The organism is Fictibacillus nanhaiensis (genome assembly GCF_049537595.1).
In the GTDB taxonomy this organism is placed as follows: Bacteria; Bacillota; Bacilli; order Bacillales; family Fictibacillaceae; genus Fictibacillus; species Fictibacillus nanhaiensis_F.
Map to the genome: position 1 here is coordinate 871610 of NZ_JBMULM010000001.1, position 17754 is coordinate 889363.

Below are 17754 nucleotides of genomic sequence, written 5' to 3' on the forward strand. Positions count from 1 at the left end.
TTAGCAAGGCGCGATCCTTATGTATCGTGCCTTGTTTTGCCATACATATTAAATTTCTATTAAAATACACATCCTATCTGAAAAATAGGTTTTAAATCTTGTGGTATTGTTCATACTTATATAGAGCGTTACCATACATATTTATTAAGCGTTATTATTTCCGTTTTAATATGGAAGTGTGATACAATCCATTATAATCAACGGAATGCTTAAGTCGTAGAAAAGATAATCAGACTTTCCTTCAGAATATATCTGGATTTTAGTCAAGCGTTTCATCCATATTCTCGTTTTAGGGGTGATATCATTGTTTAAATTTAATGATGAAAAAGGGCAATTGAAATGTTCTTTCTGTGGTAAAACACAAGATCAAGTAAGAAAACTGGTTGCTGGACCAGGTGTATATATTTGTGATGAATGTATCGAACTCTGTACTGAAATCGTAGAAGAAGAATTAGGTACAGAAGAGGATGTAGAACTAAAGGAAGTACCAAAACCAGTAGAAATTCGCAAAATTCTTGACGAGTATGTAATCGGTCAAGCTCAGGCTAAGAAATCCCTTTCTGTAGCCGTTTACAATCATTACAAACGTATAAATTCTACTCAAAAATCGGATGAAGTTGAACTGGCGAAAAGTAATATTGCAATGATCGGACCAACAGGAAGTGGTAAGACGCTTCTTGCTCAAACGTTGGCTCGTATCCTAAACGTACCTTTTGCTATTGCAGATGCTACATCTTTAACTGAAGCTGGATATGTGGGTGAGGATGTAGAAAACATTCTTCTTAAATTGATTCAGTCTGCTGATTATGATGTAGAAAAAGCTGAAAAGGGTATTATCTATATCGATGAAATCGATAAGATTGCACGTAAATCGGAAAACCCTTCTATTACAAGAGATGTTTCCGGTGAAGGCGTTCAACAAGCTCTTCTTAAAATTCTTGAAGGTACAGTAGCTAGCGTACCGCCGCAAGGAGGAAGAAAGCATCCTCACCAAGAGTTCATCCAAATTGACACAACAAACATTCTGTTCATTTGTGGTGGAGCCTTTGATGGTATCGAGCAGATCATCAAACGCCGACTTGGTAAGAAAGTGATCGGATTCAGTTCTGAAACGAAACAAGCTGATCTAAAAGCAGGAGAATACTTGTCTAAAGTTCTTCCTGAAGATTTACTTCGCTTTGGTTTGATTCCTGAATTTATCGGTCGTTTGCCGGTCATTTCAAACCTAAACCCTCTTGATGAGGAAGCGTTGATCGAAATCTTAACAAAGCCAAAGAACGCACTAGTAAAACAATATCAAAAGTTATTGGATATTGATGGTGTCGAGCTTGAATTTACCGATGAAGCTCTTCGAGAAATTTCTGCTCAAGCTATTGAACGTAAAACAGGAGCGCGTGGACTTCGTTCGATCATCGAAGGAGTTATGCTTGACGTAATGTTTGAGCTGCCTTCTCGTGATGATGTTGTTAAATGTATCGTAACGAAAGATACAATCTCTGATAAAGTACCACCAACTCTTGAATTAGAAGACGGTACGGTTATTGAACAATCAAAAAAGACTCCAAAAGAGAGTGCTTAATTTTGAGACCAGCTTATGCTGGTCTTTTTTGTTTGGGCTAAACCGCATCAGGAAAAGTTTGGGTTAAAGACTTTTACTACTTCAATTTTAAAGTTCTTCCACTAAAGACTATTTCTATAAGATTATTGGTTTTGGATGGTTTTGCATTCTTACAAGTTGATTGGAGCGCAAGGTGCGAGACTTCTAACGGCACAAAGTGGCAGCACGAAAAGTGGAAGTGACTCGTTCAGCCCCGACAAGCAAAAGGGAAATGGGCGAGGACGGAGCACTTTGCTCATCACAGACCGTTTACCTTTTGACCTCGAGGGGCTAGTCACTGCAACTAGACAGGAGGCTCACCGCACGCCCCATGGAAAGCGAGCAAGTGTGAGCGGAAATCACTACTTTCATTATTGTCAGTGTATTGTGAAATGGTCTTTTTAAAGGTTGACCGTTTAGTTCATCACCTCCTCGGAGATACTATGATTATCACTACATAGGTACCGGGAGGAAAAACAATGAACTGGACTGGCATAGCTTTACTTATTCAATTATTCTTCGGGATTATTATCGGGCTATATTTTTGGAACTTACTGCGCAACCAACGTTCTCAAAAAGTGAGTGTGGATAAAGAATCAAGAAAAGAAATGGAACAGTTAAGAAGAATGCGTGCGATCTCTCTATCAGAACCTCTGTCTGAACGTGTTCGACCAGGGAAATTCGAAGATATCATCGGACAAGAAGATGGAATAAAAGCGTTGAAAGCCGCTTTGTGTGGGCCAAACCCACAACATGTTATCGTCTACGGTCCTCCAGGAGTTGGAAAAACTGCTGCAGCACGATTAGTATTAGAAGAAGCGAAACGAAATCAAACATCACCATTTCGTTCTACGGCTGTCTTTGTAGAACTTGATGCCACGACCGCTCGTTTTGATGAGCGAGGTATCGCGGATCCTTTAATTGGGTCTGTTCATGATCCAATCTACCAAGGTGCTGGAGCTATGGGACAAGCGGGCATTCCTCAGCCGAAGCAAGGAGCTGTAACGAATGCACATGGCGGAGTTCTTTTTATTGATGAGATCGGTGAACTGCATCCGATCCAGATGAACAAATTATTAAAGGTATTAGAAGATCGTAAGGTTTTTTTAGAAAGTGCTTATTATTCGGAAGAGAACGCCAACATACCGCATCATATTCATGATATCTTTCAAAATGGTCTGCCAGCAGATTTCCGAATGATCGGAGCAACTACTCGTATGCCAGAAGAGATACCGCCTGCTATTCGATCTAGGTGTTTAGAAGTGTTCTTTAGAGAATTGCAGCCAGCTGAAATCGAACAGATCGCTAAAAGAGCGGCTGATAAGATTCAGTTAGGAATTGATGATGAATCATTATCATACATGGCTCAATATGCTAGAAATGGCCGTGAAGCTGTCAATATGATTCAAATTGCAGCAGGTCTTGCCATCACAGAACAACGTAAAAACATTACAAAAAGTGATGTAGAGTGGGTAACTCATTCAAGCAGAATGGCTCCACGCCCTGAAAGGAAAATTGGTGCAAAACCAAAAATAGGCTTAGTGAATGGTCTAGCTGTATATGGTCCTACAAGCGGAGCGCTGCTAGAGATTGAAACGACTGTATTACCTGCAAAAAAACAAGGTTCTATTACGATTACAGGTATAGCAGAAGAAGAGAGTATCGGAAATCAATCTAAGTCCATACGAAGAAAAAGTATGGCTAAAGGATCAGTGGAGAACGTTATTACTGTTCTTCGGTACATGGGAGTAGATGCGTCCATGTATGATATCCACGTGAACTTTCCGGGTGGAGGTCCGGTAGACGGCCCATCAGCGGGGATTGCGATCGCCTCTTCCATCTATTCAGCCATTCACAATATTAAAATTGATCACGAAATTGCTATGACTGGAGAGATCAGTATCCATGGTAAAGTGAAACCAGTTGGTGGTGTCATGGCGAAGATCCTTGCTGCAAAAGATGCAGGTGCAAAACGTGTTCTTATACCGTTTGAGAATAACCAAAAGATTTTTGATACGATTGAAGATGTAGAGATCATCCCAGTAAAAAAGCTTTCAGAAGTGTTTCAACACGCATTTTTAGATGACAGTGAAGAGCAATCGGTCCCTGCATCTGCTGCCTTAAACTCCCCTCCTTCTTCTGTATAAGGAGAAGCAGGGAGTTTCTTTTTGTTCAGAAATTAGGCCTATAAAAATTTTATAACAGCCAATGAGAACGTTTTGTTAGGAGTTTTCTAACAATCCGAAGCTTACATTAGACAAAGTTAAGCATTATCGGTAGAATTGTACAAAGACTAAGCATATAATTAATGATTACATAGCAGTTTTGGAGGTGTTTTTAATGGGGGAAAAACGAGTTCTTCCGCTCCTCCCTCTTCGCGGATTGTTGGTCTATCCAACAATGGTACTTCATTTAGATGTAGGAAGAGAAAAATCGATTCAGGCGCTTGAAAAAGTGATGCTTGATGACCAGATGATCTTTCTATCTACTCAAAAAGAAGTTTCTATTGAAGATCCAGCACAAGAGGAAATTTATCATATAGGAACGTTGTCAAAAGTAAATCAGATGCTCAAACTGCCCAATGGCACGATCAGAGTACTTGTTGAAGGTATTAAACGCGGAGAAATTACTTCGTTCACGGACGAGAAGACCCATGTTGAAGTAGAAGTGGAACTAACGGATGATATTGAAGTGAAAGAAGCCGAAACGGAAGCTCTTATGAGAGCTGTTCTGGCTCAATTCGAACAATACATAAACATATCGAAAAAAGTAACACCTGAAACACTTGCCTCCGTTCAAGATATTACTGAACCTGGACGTCTGGCTGACGTTATTTCTTCACATCTTTCATTAAAGATCAAAGAAAAACAAAAAATTCTAGAGATCTTTGATGTGAAAGAAAGACTTGAACACTTACTGGACCTTTTAAACAACGAAAAAGAAGTGCTAGGTCTAGAAAAGAAAATCGGACAACGCGTTAAAAAAGCGATGGAAAAAACGCAGAAAGAATATTATCTGCGCGAACAGATGAAAGCCATCCAAAAAGAACTCGGTGATAAAGAGGGCAAGGTTGGTGAAGTAAGTACGCTCAAAGAACGTATTGAATCATCTGATATGCCTGAGACTGTCATGGAGCTTGCAAAAAAAGAACTCGATCGCTATGAAAAGATGCCGAATTCTTCTGCTGAAAGCTCTGTTATCAGAACATATATCGAGTGGCTTGTTAATCTACCTTGGAAACAAGAGACGATTGATAATCTGGATATTCCACATGCAGAAACGGTTCTTAATGAGGATCATTATGGTCTAGAAAAAGTGAAGGACAGAGTTTTAGAATATCTGGCTGTTCAAAAGCTGACAAATTCACTAAAAGGACCGATTCTTTGTTTAGTTGGACCACCTGGGGTAGGTAAAACATCATTAGCAAGATCGATCGCTCGTGCCATCGGCAGAAATTTTGTAAGAATTTCTCTTGGTGGTGTAAGAGACGAAGCTGAGATTAGAGGACATCGAAGAACATATGTGGGTGCGATGCCAGGCCGTTTGATTCAAGGGATGAAGAAAGCGGGTACGATTAATCCTGTGTTCTTGCTTGATGAGATCGATAAGATGTCAAGTGATTTTAGAGGTGATCCTTCCTCTGCGATGCTTGAAGTGCTTGATCCGGAACAAAACAGCACGTTTAGCGATCACTATATCGAAGAACCCTATGATCTTTCTAAAGTCATGTTTGTAACGACAGCCAACTCTCTATCAACAATCCCAGGGCCATTATTAGATAGAATGGAAGTTATTTCGATCGCTGGTTATACAGAGGTTGAAAAGCTGCATATCTCTAAGAATCACTTGATTCCCAAACAACTGAAAGAACACGGACTAAAGAAAAGCCAGATTCAGTTTAAAGATGATTCTATCCTAAAGCTCGTTCGCAATTATACACGCGAAGCGGGTGTACGTAATCTTGAGCGTCAAATTGCAGGATTATGCAGAAAAGCTGCAAAACAAATTGTTTCAGCTGAAAAGAAAAAGGTTATCCTTTCTGCTAAGAATCTTGAAGATTATCTAGGTAAACCGCGTTTCCGTTATGGTCAGGCAGAACTTGAAGACCAAATTGGTGCGGCGACAGGATTAGCTTATACGACAGCAGGCGGAGATACTCTTTCTATCGAGGTAGCCTTATCTCCAGGTAAGGGTAAACTGATCTTAACCGGTAAGTTAGGTGATGTTATGAAAGAATCTGCTCAAGCTGCATTAAGCTACGTACGCACGAAAGTGGAAGAGTTGGGAATCGACCATGATTTCTACGAGAAAACAGATATTCATATACATGTTCCTGAAGGAGCAACACCTAAAGATGGTCCTTCAGCAGGAATAACGATTGCTACAGCATTAGTATCAGCACTAACGAAAAAACCAGTTAGAAAAGATGTAGGGATGACCGGAGAGATCACATTGCGTGGACGTGTACTGCCTATTGGTGGTTTGAAAGAAAAATCATTAAGTGCGCACCGAGCAGGGATCAAAACAATCATCCTTCCGAAAGAAAACGAGAAAGACATTGAAGATATTCCGCAATCTGTAAAAGAGGGATTATCTTTTATAACCGTATCTCATTTAGACGAGGTATTAAAAGTTGCATTAGCAGGTGATAGAAAGTGAAAGTAAATACAGCAGAAATCGTAATATCAGCAGTCGGTCCTAAGCAATATCCGGAAGGTAATCTTCCGGAGATTGCTCTTGCCGGCCGCTCGAATGTAGGGAAATCGTCTTTTATTAATAAGATGATTCATCGCAAGAATTTAGCACGTACGTCTTCAAAACCAGGGAAAACGCAAACGTTAAACTTCTATATTCTAAATGAAAGTTTTTATTTTGTGGATGTACCAGGTTACGGATTTGCTAAAGTTTCAAAAACAGAAAGAGAAGCATGGGGCAAGATGATCGAACAGTATCTTGTTGAACGTGATCAGTTAAAAGCTGTTGTTCAGCTTGTAGACCTTAGACATGCTCCTTCAAAAGATGATGTACTCATGTATGATTGGTTAAAATATCATGAGCTTCCTGTTATCGTGGTGGCAACGAAAAGTGACAAGATCCCAAAAGGAAAATGGGACAAGCATAAAAAAGTAGTCAAGGAAACATTAAACATGGATCCAAACGATAAAATCGTACTCTTCTCATCTGAAACCGGACAAGGAAAAGATGAAGCGTGGGGCGTACTGAATTCTTATCTAACTAAGTAAGTACCACTTTAAAAGTTTCTCTGTTTTCTATGAAGTAGTTGATATCCGTTCCAGGCGCTCGCTTTCCGCAGGGCAGGCGGTGAGCCACATTCGAACGTTTTACTCTTAAGTGTCTCACCTGCCCGCCTGTCCTGCAGGAGTCTCGCGCCTTACACTCCAATCAACTTGTCAATGAAGAGAAGTAAAAAAGTCAAAAGACAACCTATTAAAAGCCAATCTCAAAGAAAACCCCCTGTGTTTCACATGAAAACACAGGGGGTTTATCTATTTTTTCATTTTAAAGAACATAAGGTAAGCCCCGATGACCATTAGGATAATAGGCCAAAAATCTTCCGCTCTCACAAATATATTTTCTACAGAAGGGGTATTACTCTTAAAGAAGAGCAACCAAAGAGCTAAAAGGGACAACAACAATCCCGGAATAAGTCCCTCTTTTGTTTTTCGATACTGAATGAGAAAGGATATACCCGCAAGTAAAACGATAACCTGAAGTGGTTCTGGCCATGTTGCAACTTTTCCTGCTGCATGAAAATGTACGCCTAGCCCCGTCAAGAATACACCTGAGAAAATACTTGAAGAATCCTTTCCAGAACCAGATTGGAATAGAAGAGCAATACCGATGATAATTAGTATGCTTGGCCAAGTCAGATAGGGTTGGAGCAGTTCGATATTCATTCTATTTGCAAAATAGAATAATCCAATTCCGAGTAAAATGATGCCGCTGAATGTGTTTCTTTGTTTCATAATGCCTCCATCTTAAACGTAAACCTTTGCTAAATTGGTCGATTTTTGTTATTTTTAATATTGGTGCTAAGTTTTAGTAATTATGGTTATCCTAAAACTGCTATACACAGCACCAAAAAGATAATAAATACATCATAGCATAAACGTTTAAATTCTGTTCACATTATTGGATATTCCGTATTTTAGGACATGTTATAATGAATAAAGAACATACATAATTAAGGGAGGTGAGCGCATGCATATTCTAGTGGTTGGACTTAATTACAAAACGGCACCCGTAGAAATTCGGGAAAAAGTTTCTTTTCAGCCAGCTGAATTAGCGGATGCGATCTCTACACTCCGAAAACAAAAAAGTATACTTGAATGTGTAATCGTTTCTACGTGCAACCGTACTGAGATCTATGCAGTTGCCGATCAGCTTCATACCGGAAGATACTACATCAAATCTTTTTTGGCGGACTGGTTTTCAATCGATAAAGAAGAACTTTCACCATTCTTGAGCATCAGAGACGGAGAAGCAGCAGTCGAACATCTATTCCGTGTAGCTGCTGGTTTGGATTCTATGGTGATCGGTGAAACACAAATTCTTGGTCAAGTAAGAGATGGATTCTTGGAATCACAAAAACTTGATGCAACAGGAACTATATTTAATAAACTCATGAAACAAGCGATTACATTTGCTAAGAGATGTCATTCAGAAACGGATATCGGGGAAAATGCGGTATCGGTTAGTTATGCAGCTGTTGAACTCGCGAAAAAAATCTTTGGTGGTCTACAAAATAAAACCATTCTAATCGTTGGTGCAGGTAAGATGGGTGAGCTTACAGCGAAACATCTGCATGCGAGCGGTGGAAATGAAGTACTTGTAATCAACCGTACTTTTGAAAAAGCGCAAGAGGTAGCTAAAAAGTTTCATGGTATAGCACATCCATTTGAAGATCTTGAAAGTTTGCTCATAAGAGCGGATATTGTGATCTCTTCTACAGGAGCTAGTGAATTTGTCATTACAAAGAAAATGGCAGCACCAGCTGTTAAAAAACGAAAAGGTCTTCCATTGTTCATGGTAGATATTGCTGTGCCTCGTGACTTAGATCCTGAGCTTCATGATTTAGAGAGCGTTTTTCTGTATGATATCGATGATTTAGAAGGTATTGTAGAGTCTAACCTTGCTGAACGAATGAAAGAAGCGGAAAAGATCGAAATTATGATCGAAGCCGAAATTGTTGCTTTTCAATCATGGATTTCAATGCTTGGTGTAGTTCCGTTAATTTCTGCTTTACGAGAAAAGGCGTTAAACATACAAGCGGAAACCATGCAGAGCATCGAACGCAAGCTCCCGGATCTTACTGATCGAGAAAGAAAAATTTTAAGCAAACATACGAAGAGTATCGTGAATCAATTACTTCGAGATCCTGTGACAAGAGCCAAAGAGATGGCTGGCGAACCAGGAGCTGAGGAACAGTTGCAATTATTTACTGAAATCTTTGGACTTGAAGATTATTTGGATAAACAGAAGCAGTTGGAAACAGCATTTGCTGCAAACGTCGAAGAGAAGTCTTCACTAACAGATGAAGTTGTTCCTTCGGCTGTAGTAAGAACTTAAGCTCTCGTTTCCCTCGGGCTCATGGAGTGTGAGCAAAATGAATTGGATATATGATCTGACTATTGTTCTATATGCACTTAGCATAATAGGCTATTTTATAGATTTCCTTCAAAACAACCGGAAAGCAAACCGATTTGCTTTCTGGTTGCTTTCTATTGTCTGGGTACTTCAAACGGTCTTTTTTGTGTTAAGGATGCTGAAAGACCAACGGTTTCCTATATTAACACCCTCGGAAGGCTTGTTTTTTTATGCATGGATCCTCGTGACGTTTTCGGTTGTCATGAGCAGGTTTTTCCGGGTTGATTTTTTGGTGTTTTTTACGAACATTCTAGGTTTCTTGCTCGTTTCGATCCACTTGTTTGCTCCAACAGGCCAAGCTAGTGCAGTGATTGAGAAGCAACTGATCTCAGAATTATTAATCATTCATATAACGATGGCTTTTATCTCTTATGGAGCATTCTCACTCTCTTTCATATTCTCGTTCATGTATCTTCTTCAGCATGGCATGTTAAAACGAAAGAAATGGAGTAAAAGACTGCAGCGTTTTGGCAGTCTATCGTACTTAGAGAAGCTTTCTTTTCGATTGAATACGGTCGGAGTACCGTTGCTCTTGCTTAGTCTAATATTAGGAGTGGTATGGGCATTCTGGAAAATAAGTGACTTTACACTTCTTGATGCCAAAGTCATCTCGTCATTTATTGTCCTTTTAGTTTATAGTACTTACCTCTATCAAAAGGTGGGAAGAGGTGTGCAAGGTAAAACGCTAGCGCTATGGAACACTGCGGCGTTCTTAGTCGTACTGATTAACTATTTCTTAGCGTCAACGTTCACTGAATTTCACCTTTGGTATAAGTAAAGAATAGGAGATTCATATCATGAGGAAAATTATAGTAGGTTCAAGAAGAAGTAAATTAGCGATCACACAAACAAACTGGGTGATCGAACAATTAAAGAAGTCAGGAATGCCTTTTGAATTTGAAGTAAAAGAAATAGTAACAAAAGGTGATATCATTCTTGATGTTACACTCTCAAAAGTAGGCGGAAAAGGCTTATTTGTAAAAGAGATCGAACAAGCGATGTTAGATAAAGAGATTGATATTGCCGTTCACAGCATGAAGGACATGCCATCTGAACTGCCTGATGGGCTCGAGATCGGCTGTACACCTAAACGTGTAGATCCAAGAGATGCTCTAATATCTGAAAAGTATTCTTCGTTAAGAGAGCTTCCTGCTGGTGCTATTGTCGGAACAAGTTCATTAAGAAGAGCAGCACAGATTCTGAACAGACGCCCGGATCTAGAGATTAAATCTATTCGAGGTAATATTGATACCCGTCTTAACAAGTTAAAGTCTGGTGAGTTTGATGCGATCATTCTAGCTGCTGCAGGACTTGAAAGAATGGGCTGGTCAACAGATGTTGTTACTGAATACTTAGACATAGACTTGTGTCTTCCTGCTGTAGGACAAGGTTCATTAGCTATCGAATGCAGAAGTGAAGATCTAGAAGTGAAAGAATTGTTAGCTACACTGAACGACGATTATACGTTTGATACGGTATCGGCAGAACGCTCTTTCTTAAACACGCTAGAAGGAGGCTGCCAAGTTCCAATTGCAGCATTCGCAACGATGGACGACAACCAAGAGGTCTCTTTAACGGGTCTTGTTGCAGATCCTGAAGGAAAGATCGTGTTAAAAGAAATGAAGTCAGGCAAAGATCCGTACCGCGTAGGTGTAGAGTTAGCTGAAGAATTAAAAACATTAGGTGCGAAAAATATATTAGATACAGTTAAAAGGGATTTAAATTCATAATGAATACATCTATAGGACCACTAGCAGGTAAGCGAATACTTGTTACCCGGCCGAAAGAGCAGGCAGCGCCATTAATCTCACTCATACGAGAGAATGGCGGACTCCCTCTTTCTTTTCCTATTGTCACTATAAAAGGCGTTAAGAACGATGGGTCCTTGTTAAACAATCTAACGTCTTACCAATGGGTCATTTTCACGAGCAAAAATGGAGTAGATCATTTTTTTCAACTGATTTCTGATTATAATCTCACTTTGGGAGATGTTAAGTTTGCCGCAGTTGGTGAGAAAACAGCTGAATCATTAAGAACGAGAGGGATTACATCTATTCTTATACCCAAACACTTTCATGCAGAAAGCTTAGTGAAGATGCTAAAAAAACACGTCTTACCTCATGAAAAAATTTTATTTCCAAAAGGAAATCTAGCTCCATCTTTTATTAAAGAAGAGCTGAGGGGTACAGCATTAATAGATGAGTTAGTTGTTTACAAAACTGAATCAGAAGATCATTTAGATTGGTCGCTCGTGAATCAAGCAGATTGTCTTTTTTTTATGAGTCCTTCTGCCGTAACTTTCATGAGTAGAGGGTTGGACACAGAAGAAGTTCTTAAAAAACCTGTGATCTGTGTTGGACCAACAACGAAAAAGGCCGCAGAAGAATGCGGATATCATCGTGTGCTAATGCCTAAGCAATTTACCGCAGAAGATATGGTGAACTGTGCCATCTCTTATTTTCAAGGAGGAAGTTAATATGAATTTTCAGCGTCATCGTCGTTTAAGAAAATCAGCATCCATGCGTTCACTAGTGCGTGAAACGCATCTTCATGTTTCAGATTTTATCTATCCATTGTTCTTTGTCGAAGGAGAGAACATTAAAAAAGAAGTCCCTTCTATGCCGGGTGTGTATCACCTATCATTGGATCTTCTTCAAGAAGAGGTAAAAGAAATCGAAAGCCTTGGCATTCAGTCTATTATCGTTTTTGGTGTGCCCGCTGAAAAAGACGATTGCGGAAGTTCAGCTTATGATCATAATGGAATCGTACAAAAAGCTATCTCACAAATTAAAGAAGTTGCTCCATCACTAACTGTCATTGCAGATACTTGTTTATGCCAATTTACAGACCATGGACACTGTGGCGTGATCGAAAATGGTGAAGTGTTGAATGATGAAACGTTAACTTTGCTCGCAAGGACAGCTGTATCTCAGGCAAAAGCTGGAGCAGATATCATCGCACCTTCAAACATGATGGATGGTTTTGTTGCAGCGATCAGACAAGGACTTGACGAAGCTGGCTTCTATGATGTTCCGATCATGTCTTATGCAGTAAAATATGCATCATCCTTCTATGGTCCTTTCCGTGATGCAGCGCATAGCACACCACAGTTCGGGGATAGAAAAACGTACCAGATGGATCCGGCTAACCGACTTGAAGCCCTACGAGAGGCAGAATCAGATGTTGCTGAAGGCGCTGATTTCTTAATGGTTAAGCCAGCTCTTTCTTACCTAGATATTCTAAGAGAATTAAAAGACAGATATCCTCTTCCACTTGTAGCTTACAACGTGAGTGGAGAGTACTCCATGATCAAAGCGGCTGCAATAAACGGATGGGTAGACGAGAAAAGTATTGTACTAGAGAAATTGATCTCTATGAAACGAGCAGGAGCAGACTTGATTATTACGTATTTTGCCAAGGATGCTGCAAGATGGCTGAATGAAAAATAAGAAAAGAGGTGTTGGTATGAGAAGCTTTGAAAAATCGATTGCTGCTTTTCAAGAAGCGAAAGATGTTATGCCTGGAGGAGTTAACAGTCCTGTTCGTGCATTTAAATCTGTAAAGATGGATCCTGTATTTATGGAACGCGGAAAAGGATCTAAGATCTATGATATTGATGGTAATGAATATATCGATTATGTTTTGTCATGGGGACCGTTAATTCTTGGACATGCTGACGATCAAGTAGTGGAGGCACTTAAGCGAACTGCTGAACTGGGAACAAGTTTTGGTGCACCTAATGAAATGGAAACGAAACTTGCAAAGCTTGTGATCGAACGTGTCCCTTCAATTGAAGTCGTGCGAATGGTTAACTCTGGTACAGAAGCTACGATGAGTGCTCTTCGTTTAGCACGAGGATACACAGGACGAAGCAAAATCGTTAAATTTGAAGGATGTTACCATGGACACGGGGACTCCTTATTGATTAAAGCAGGCTCTGGTGTTGCGACGCTTGGTCTGCCTGACTCTCCAGGTGTGCCAGAAGGTATCGCACAGAATACGATTACGGTTCCATACAATGATCTAGAGAGCTTACAAGTAGCTTTTGATCAATTCGGTGAAGATATTGCTTGTGTGATTGTTGAACCTGTTGCAGGCAACATGGGTGTAGTTCCTCCGCAAAAAGGGTTCTTAGAAGGCATTCGAAAAATGACTGAACAACATGGTTCTCTATTGATTTTTGACGAAGTAATGACAGGTTTCCGAGTAGATTATGAATGTGCACAAGGACATTTTGGAGTAACACCTGACCTAACTTGTTTAGGTAAAGTAATAGGTGGAGGTCTGCCTGTTGGCGCATATGGCGGGAAACGAGAAATCATGGAACAGATTGCGCCGAGCGGACCGATCTATCAGGCAGGAACGTTATCAGGAAACCCTCTAGCGATGGCTGCAGGTTATGCTACGCTTTCACAACTTACAAAAGAGAGTTACACATATTTTCAAAAACTTGGAGATCAATTAGCTAACGGAATCTCTGAAGCTGCGGAGCATTACGGAGTGGCACATACGATCAACCGTGCAGGAAGCATGATCGGTTTCTTCTTCACGAATCAAGATGTTATCAATTACGAAACAGCTAAGCAATCTAATTTAGATCACTTTAACGCTTGCTTTAAAACGATGCTTCAAGAAGGGATCTCGCTGCCTCCTTCACAATTTGAAGGATTATTCTTATCTACTGCTCATACAGAGGAGGATATTAATAAAACAATTGCAGCGTTCAAAAAGGCTTTTTCAAAATTAAAATAGTCATGTTTATTGTAGCGTCCGCTTACTTATAGCGGGCGCTATTTTTGTTTTTTTAGAACCTCTTATCTAATAAAAATCATATTTCGTCCTGTTCACTCATACACCTATATTGTATAACTATATGCAACCTGAAAGGAGGAGAAGGGCATGAGTCAATCGAAGCTGCGTTTCTCCATTGAGGAGTCTGTTTGGCTAAAGAAGGGACAGGAAGTAGCTGAAGTTTTGTCGATGTCACTAGATCCTGAGATTCATATCACTGAGGAAGCCGGACAGGTTTATATCAAGGGAGCCCTTATTTTAAATGGCAGATACCGGTCAGAAAAACAAGACCAGAATGAGGGAGTAACAGATCAGAATACGCTCTCTGAGAGTATGTCCTACCGCTCTCTTACTCAGCTGAATGTGGCAGAAGATGGGATGACAGAACTTGTGCACCGTTTTCCAGTCGATATCACCATTCCGTCTTATCGTGTAGATGATTCAAATCAGGTAAAAGTGGACGTCGAATCGTTTGAATATGAACTTCCAAATTCAACTTGCTTTGAACTTTCTGCATCGATTTGTATTTATGGAATTAAAGATGAGAAGCAGCGTGAAGAAAGTCCTGCATATGATCTTCCAAAAGAAGTGGTTCGAACAAGTGCCGTAGAAGAAAAATCATTGCAGAAAGAAGAAAAACAAGATATTTTCACTCCTTTCCAGTTTGAAGCACGTCAAAGTGGGGGTGTACCTTCACAATCCTCACATCTTAATGAATTTGCAGCTAGGTTTGATGAGAAGGAAGCAGATGTTCGTGCTGAAAAGTCAACACCGTTTGAATTTAAGCCGCATTTTGAGGCACAGGATGATCGAACGATGGAAGCTACATTCGATACTTTAAAAGCTATTGCTTTCTCGATGAACGATACAAGAAATAATGATTCTTCATCTTTAGAAACGGCTGATATAGATGAAGAGCATTCAGAATTTTATGGAGAAGTAGAAGAGATGGAAGAAAATAATGAAACAGAAGCTTATGATCATGTAGAAGGTGATTATGAGAGCTATGATGCTTCTTATCAAGATGCTGAGGATTTACAATCAAACAATCCTCAATACGATCAAACTTATCAAGATACGAATAGACCATACACTTACAATCCATATCAGCAACACGAAGCTTACCAGCAACAAACTTCATTCCAAAATCAAGGTGGATATCAGCAAGAAGAGGAATACCAGCAACAAGAAACATATCAACAACAGGAAACTTATCAGCAACAAGATGCTTATCAACAGCAATCCAATCAGTATGGAAATTATCAATATCAGCAAAATGCATCACAACGTCCTTCATACGAATATGGAGAGCAATCGTATGAAGCTGAGCAAGAATACGAGAATGTGAACTACAACGAAGCAAAAGAAGATCAAGAAAACTCTTATGAATCCTATGATACGAGTTATGAAGAATATGAAGCTGAAGCAGAACCGATGCAAATGAATAAAGAGCGAGAAGAACCTAAAGATGAAAATGCTCTTTATTTAACAAAGATGCTCTCTGCTAAAGAAGACTGTTTTTCTAAAATGAAAATGTATATTCTTCAACGAGGAGATTCTTTAGAACACATCTGTGAGAGATATGATATCTCATTGAATACACTCATGCGCATGAATCAACTGCAACAAGGTGAGGTGTCCGAGGGGCAGATCATATATATCCCAGTCAGTTCACGTTAAGTTGAGGTGCTATTATGGAACTGATCAACACCTTAGAAAAAGAGTATGAACTTTATGGGATACGGTGGAAAGAAAGACCGTATCTGATCATGACTGATTATGGAGAAAAACGAATTCGTTATTGGAGTGAAAAAGATAATCTAAATTGGCACATTAGATGGCGCGATGAGTCCTCGAAAGGCTCTAGCGCCGTGCCAGATCGTATGATTCGTACTAAAAGCGGTGAAGCTGCCATAAAATATGGAAACAGGTGGATTACTGTTCATGATCATACAAAAGAATGGTATGGATGCGAAGATATTGAACGTTGGGGCCAATTCATTGGTACGTTGCTAAATACGGCAATATCTTCGGATAACCAAGGTGTTTTCGTGAAACAAACCAGACAGCCTGTTTTTGATCTAAATCAGTGTATAACGCGCGCTCAAAAGTATTTAGAAGCGAACTTTCAATGTATGGTTACAAGTATAAAAGAAAGTAAACAACGATTGGAGTTTTCTCATGCTATCAAAAATAATGTGAGAAAACATCCATTGCCTGTTCTTGATGGAGAGCTAAGTATAAAGAATGGAAGGAAAATTTTTCATTTCTTATTTTATCAAGGCAGTGAAACTTTACCCATTAAGGGATATCTGCCACTTCGTAAGTTTTTAGTTGAGTGGCTGGAACAAACTTCACCTTCTTCATTAAAACTTTTGTTAACGGAGGTGAATAAGCATTTTTCTTTGGAAAGTGAGCAAGGATTATTACTTTTAGCTGAGGTTGTTACACCTTGGGAACTGTATGACTGTTTAGATCGACTTGATAACAGCTCACTTGAAAGAATGATAGACGGCTTGAAGAAATATGAAGTTTGCTGGGAAAATAATCGAACATTGGTTATAACGGTAACTGAATGGTTTGATGAAAAAAGAAGGAAGGTGGCCCTATGACAACGGAAAAAGATACATTAAATTACGGGCCCGTCCTTTTTCATTATGATCTATTTCCCGAGAAGTTAGAGCAGCACGGGAAGGTTAAGAAGGTCATAACGAAAAGGGGTACATTTGCACTGAAAGAAGCAGAGATGACAGAGGACGAAAGAAGCTGGTTTACGCATGTGATTCAGCGTCTCTCTGAGATTGGTTTTCATCAGGTAGTTCCTCTCTATCCAACTAAGTTTGGTGATTATACGGTCCAGTTAGGATCGAGGACGTATTATTTAATGCCATGGTTTGCGTCTGATGAAAGAAATGAGAGAGCAAAAGACGAGGTTCTTATCGATCATTTAGGAAAGATCCATGCGTTAACACTAAAAGAGCAGGACTTTTCGAATGAAGTGGTCGAACATTCGTATCAGTATCTTATGAACAGATGGGAAAATAGGCAATATGAGATGGAGAGATTTACAGAAGAAGCAGAACAGAAAACATATATGTCTCCCTTTGAACTAACCTATCTCAGTCACTTTCATCAAATTATGAGAATGACAGAAGAAGCAAAAAGAAGATTAAAAGAGTGGTATGAAACGTGCCAAAGAGAAAAACGTTACCGGAGTGTACTTTGTCACGGGAAGGTTTCAAGAAATCACTTAATCTTTAACCCCACTGGGGAAGGTCATCTACTCAATTTTGAAAAAGCCGTTCTGGATACACCGATCAGAGATTTAGCGGTATATTTTCGAAGAGCGGCACATCAAAAAGAATGGACTCCTGAAGAAGGAAAATCGTTATTAGATCTGTATGAAAAACATGTACCGTTGCTAAACGAAGAAAGAGGATTATTAATTAGTTATTTATCTTATCCTGAACCTGTGTTTAATGCAGTGGATCTCTATTGCATGAAACGTAATGATTATTCTCAAATTGAAATGGTGCATAGGCTTGAGAGCAGAATAAGAGCGATGAAGAAAATCCGGGATTTCTGTGATGCGATTATGATGGCTCCACCACCTGCACCAATGGAACCGGCAGATTCTATTCCAACAAAAATTCACATAAATGATGACGGAGATCACATATAACGACTATATGTGATCT

Annotated in this window: 14 protein-coding genes; 13 read left to right on the plus strand and 1 reads right to left on the minus strand. The window is 39.6% G+C overall.

What is annotated here, in order from left to right:
- Positions 1-304 precede the first annotated feature (304 nt).
- The 4 genes from clpX to yihA all read left to right on the plus strand — a co-directional run bounded on the left by clpX (position 305) and on the right by yihA (position 6840).
- On the plus strand, positions 305-1579 hold the full coding sequence (clpX, locus tag ACOZ9X_RS04285) for an ATP-dependent protease ATP-binding subunit ClpX (protein ID WP_423417150.1): 1275 nt from the start codon (positions 305-307) through the stop codon (positions 1577-1579).
- Between the two features lie 497 nt (positions 1580-2076).
- Entirely contained in the window at positions 2077-3744 is a 1668-nt protein-coding gene (gene lonB / locus ACOZ9X_RS04290) for an ATP-dependent protease LonB (protein ID WP_423417151.1), read from the plus strand.
- 193 nt (positions 3745-3937) lie between these two features.
- Positions 3938-6256, plus strand: a complete 2319-nt coding sequence (gene lon / locus ACOZ9X_RS04295; RefSeq protein ID WP_423417152.1) for an endopeptidase La — start codon at positions 3938-3940, stop codon at positions 6254-6256.
- Entirely contained in the window at positions 6253-6840 is a 588-nt protein-coding gene (gene yihA / locus ACOZ9X_RS04300) for a ribosome biogenesis GTP-binding protein YihA/YsxC (protein ID WP_423417153.1), read from the plus strand. The genes lon and yihA overlap by 4 nt, the downstream gene beginning before the upstream one ends.
- A gap of 264 nt (positions 6841-7104) precedes the next feature.
- Here the strand turns inward: yihA and ACOZ9X_RS04305 are convergent, their stop codons facing one another.
- Positions 7105-7584: a LiaI-LiaF-like domain-containing protein gene (locus tag ACOZ9X_RS04305; protein ID WP_423417154.1), complete on the minus strand. Its 480-nt coding sequence runs from the start codon at positions 7582-7584 to the stop codon at positions 7105-7107.
- 235 nt (positions 7585-7819) lie between these two features.
- Between ACOZ9X_RS04305 and hemA the strand changes: the two genes are divergently transcribed.
- The 9 genes from hemA (at position 7820) to ysxE (ending at position 17738) form a co-directional block, all read left to right on the plus strand.
- On the plus strand, positions 7820-9187 hold the full coding sequence (gene hemA / locus ACOZ9X_RS04310) for a glutamyl-tRNA reductase (RefSeq protein ID WP_423417155.1): 1368 nt from the start codon (positions 7820-7822) through the stop codon (positions 9185-9187).
- A gap of 37 nt (positions 9188-9224) precedes the next feature.
- Entirely contained in the window at positions 9225-10043 is an 819-nt protein-coding gene (locus tag ACOZ9X_RS04315) for a cytochrome C assembly family protein (RefSeq protein WP_423417156.1), read from the plus strand.
- Between the two features lie 19 nt (positions 10044-10062).
- Positions 10063-10995: a hydroxymethylbilane synthase gene (gene hemC / locus ACOZ9X_RS04320; RefSeq protein WP_423417157.1), complete on the plus strand. Its 933-nt coding sequence runs from the start codon at positions 10063-10065 to the stop codon at positions 10993-10995.
- Positions 10995-11741 (plus strand): uroporphyrinogen-III synthase, encoded by a 747-nt coding sequence (locus ACOZ9X_RS04325; protein ID WP_423417158.1) that lies wholly within the window; start codon positions 10995-10997, stop codon positions 11739-11741. Before hemC ends, ACOZ9X_RS04325 begins: the two co-directional genes overlap by 1 nt.
- A gap of 1 nt (position 11742) precedes the next feature.
- A complete protein-coding gene (hemB, locus tag ACOZ9X_RS04330; RefSeq protein ID WP_423417159.1) occupies positions 11743-12714 on the plus strand; it encodes a porphobilinogen synthase in 972 nt (323 codons plus the stop codon).
- Between the two features lie 16 nt (positions 12715-12730).
- Positions 12731-14017 (plus strand): glutamate-1-semialdehyde 2,1-aminomutase, encoded by a 1287-nt coding sequence (hemL, locus tag ACOZ9X_RS04335; protein ID WP_423417160.1) that lies wholly within the window; start codon positions 12731-12733, stop codon positions 14015-14017.
- A gap of 147 nt (positions 14018-14164) precedes the next feature.
- Entirely contained in the window at positions 14165-15736 is a 1572-nt protein-coding gene (locus tag ACOZ9X_RS04340; RefSeq protein WP_423417161.1) for a LysM peptidoglycan-binding domain-containing protein, read from the plus strand.
- 14 nt (positions 15737-15750) lie between these two features.
- Positions 15751-16668, plus strand: a complete 918-nt coding sequence (locus ACOZ9X_RS04345; protein WP_423417162.1) for a hypothetical protein — start codon at positions 15751-15753, stop codon at positions 16666-16668.
- Positions 16665-17738 (plus strand): spore coat protein YsxE, encoded by a 1074-nt coding sequence (ysxE, locus tag ACOZ9X_RS04350; protein ID WP_423417163.1) that lies wholly within the window; start codon positions 16665-16667, stop codon positions 17736-17738. Before ACOZ9X_RS04345 ends, ysxE begins: the two co-directional genes overlap by 4 nt.
- Positions 17739-17754 lie beyond the last annotated feature (16 nt).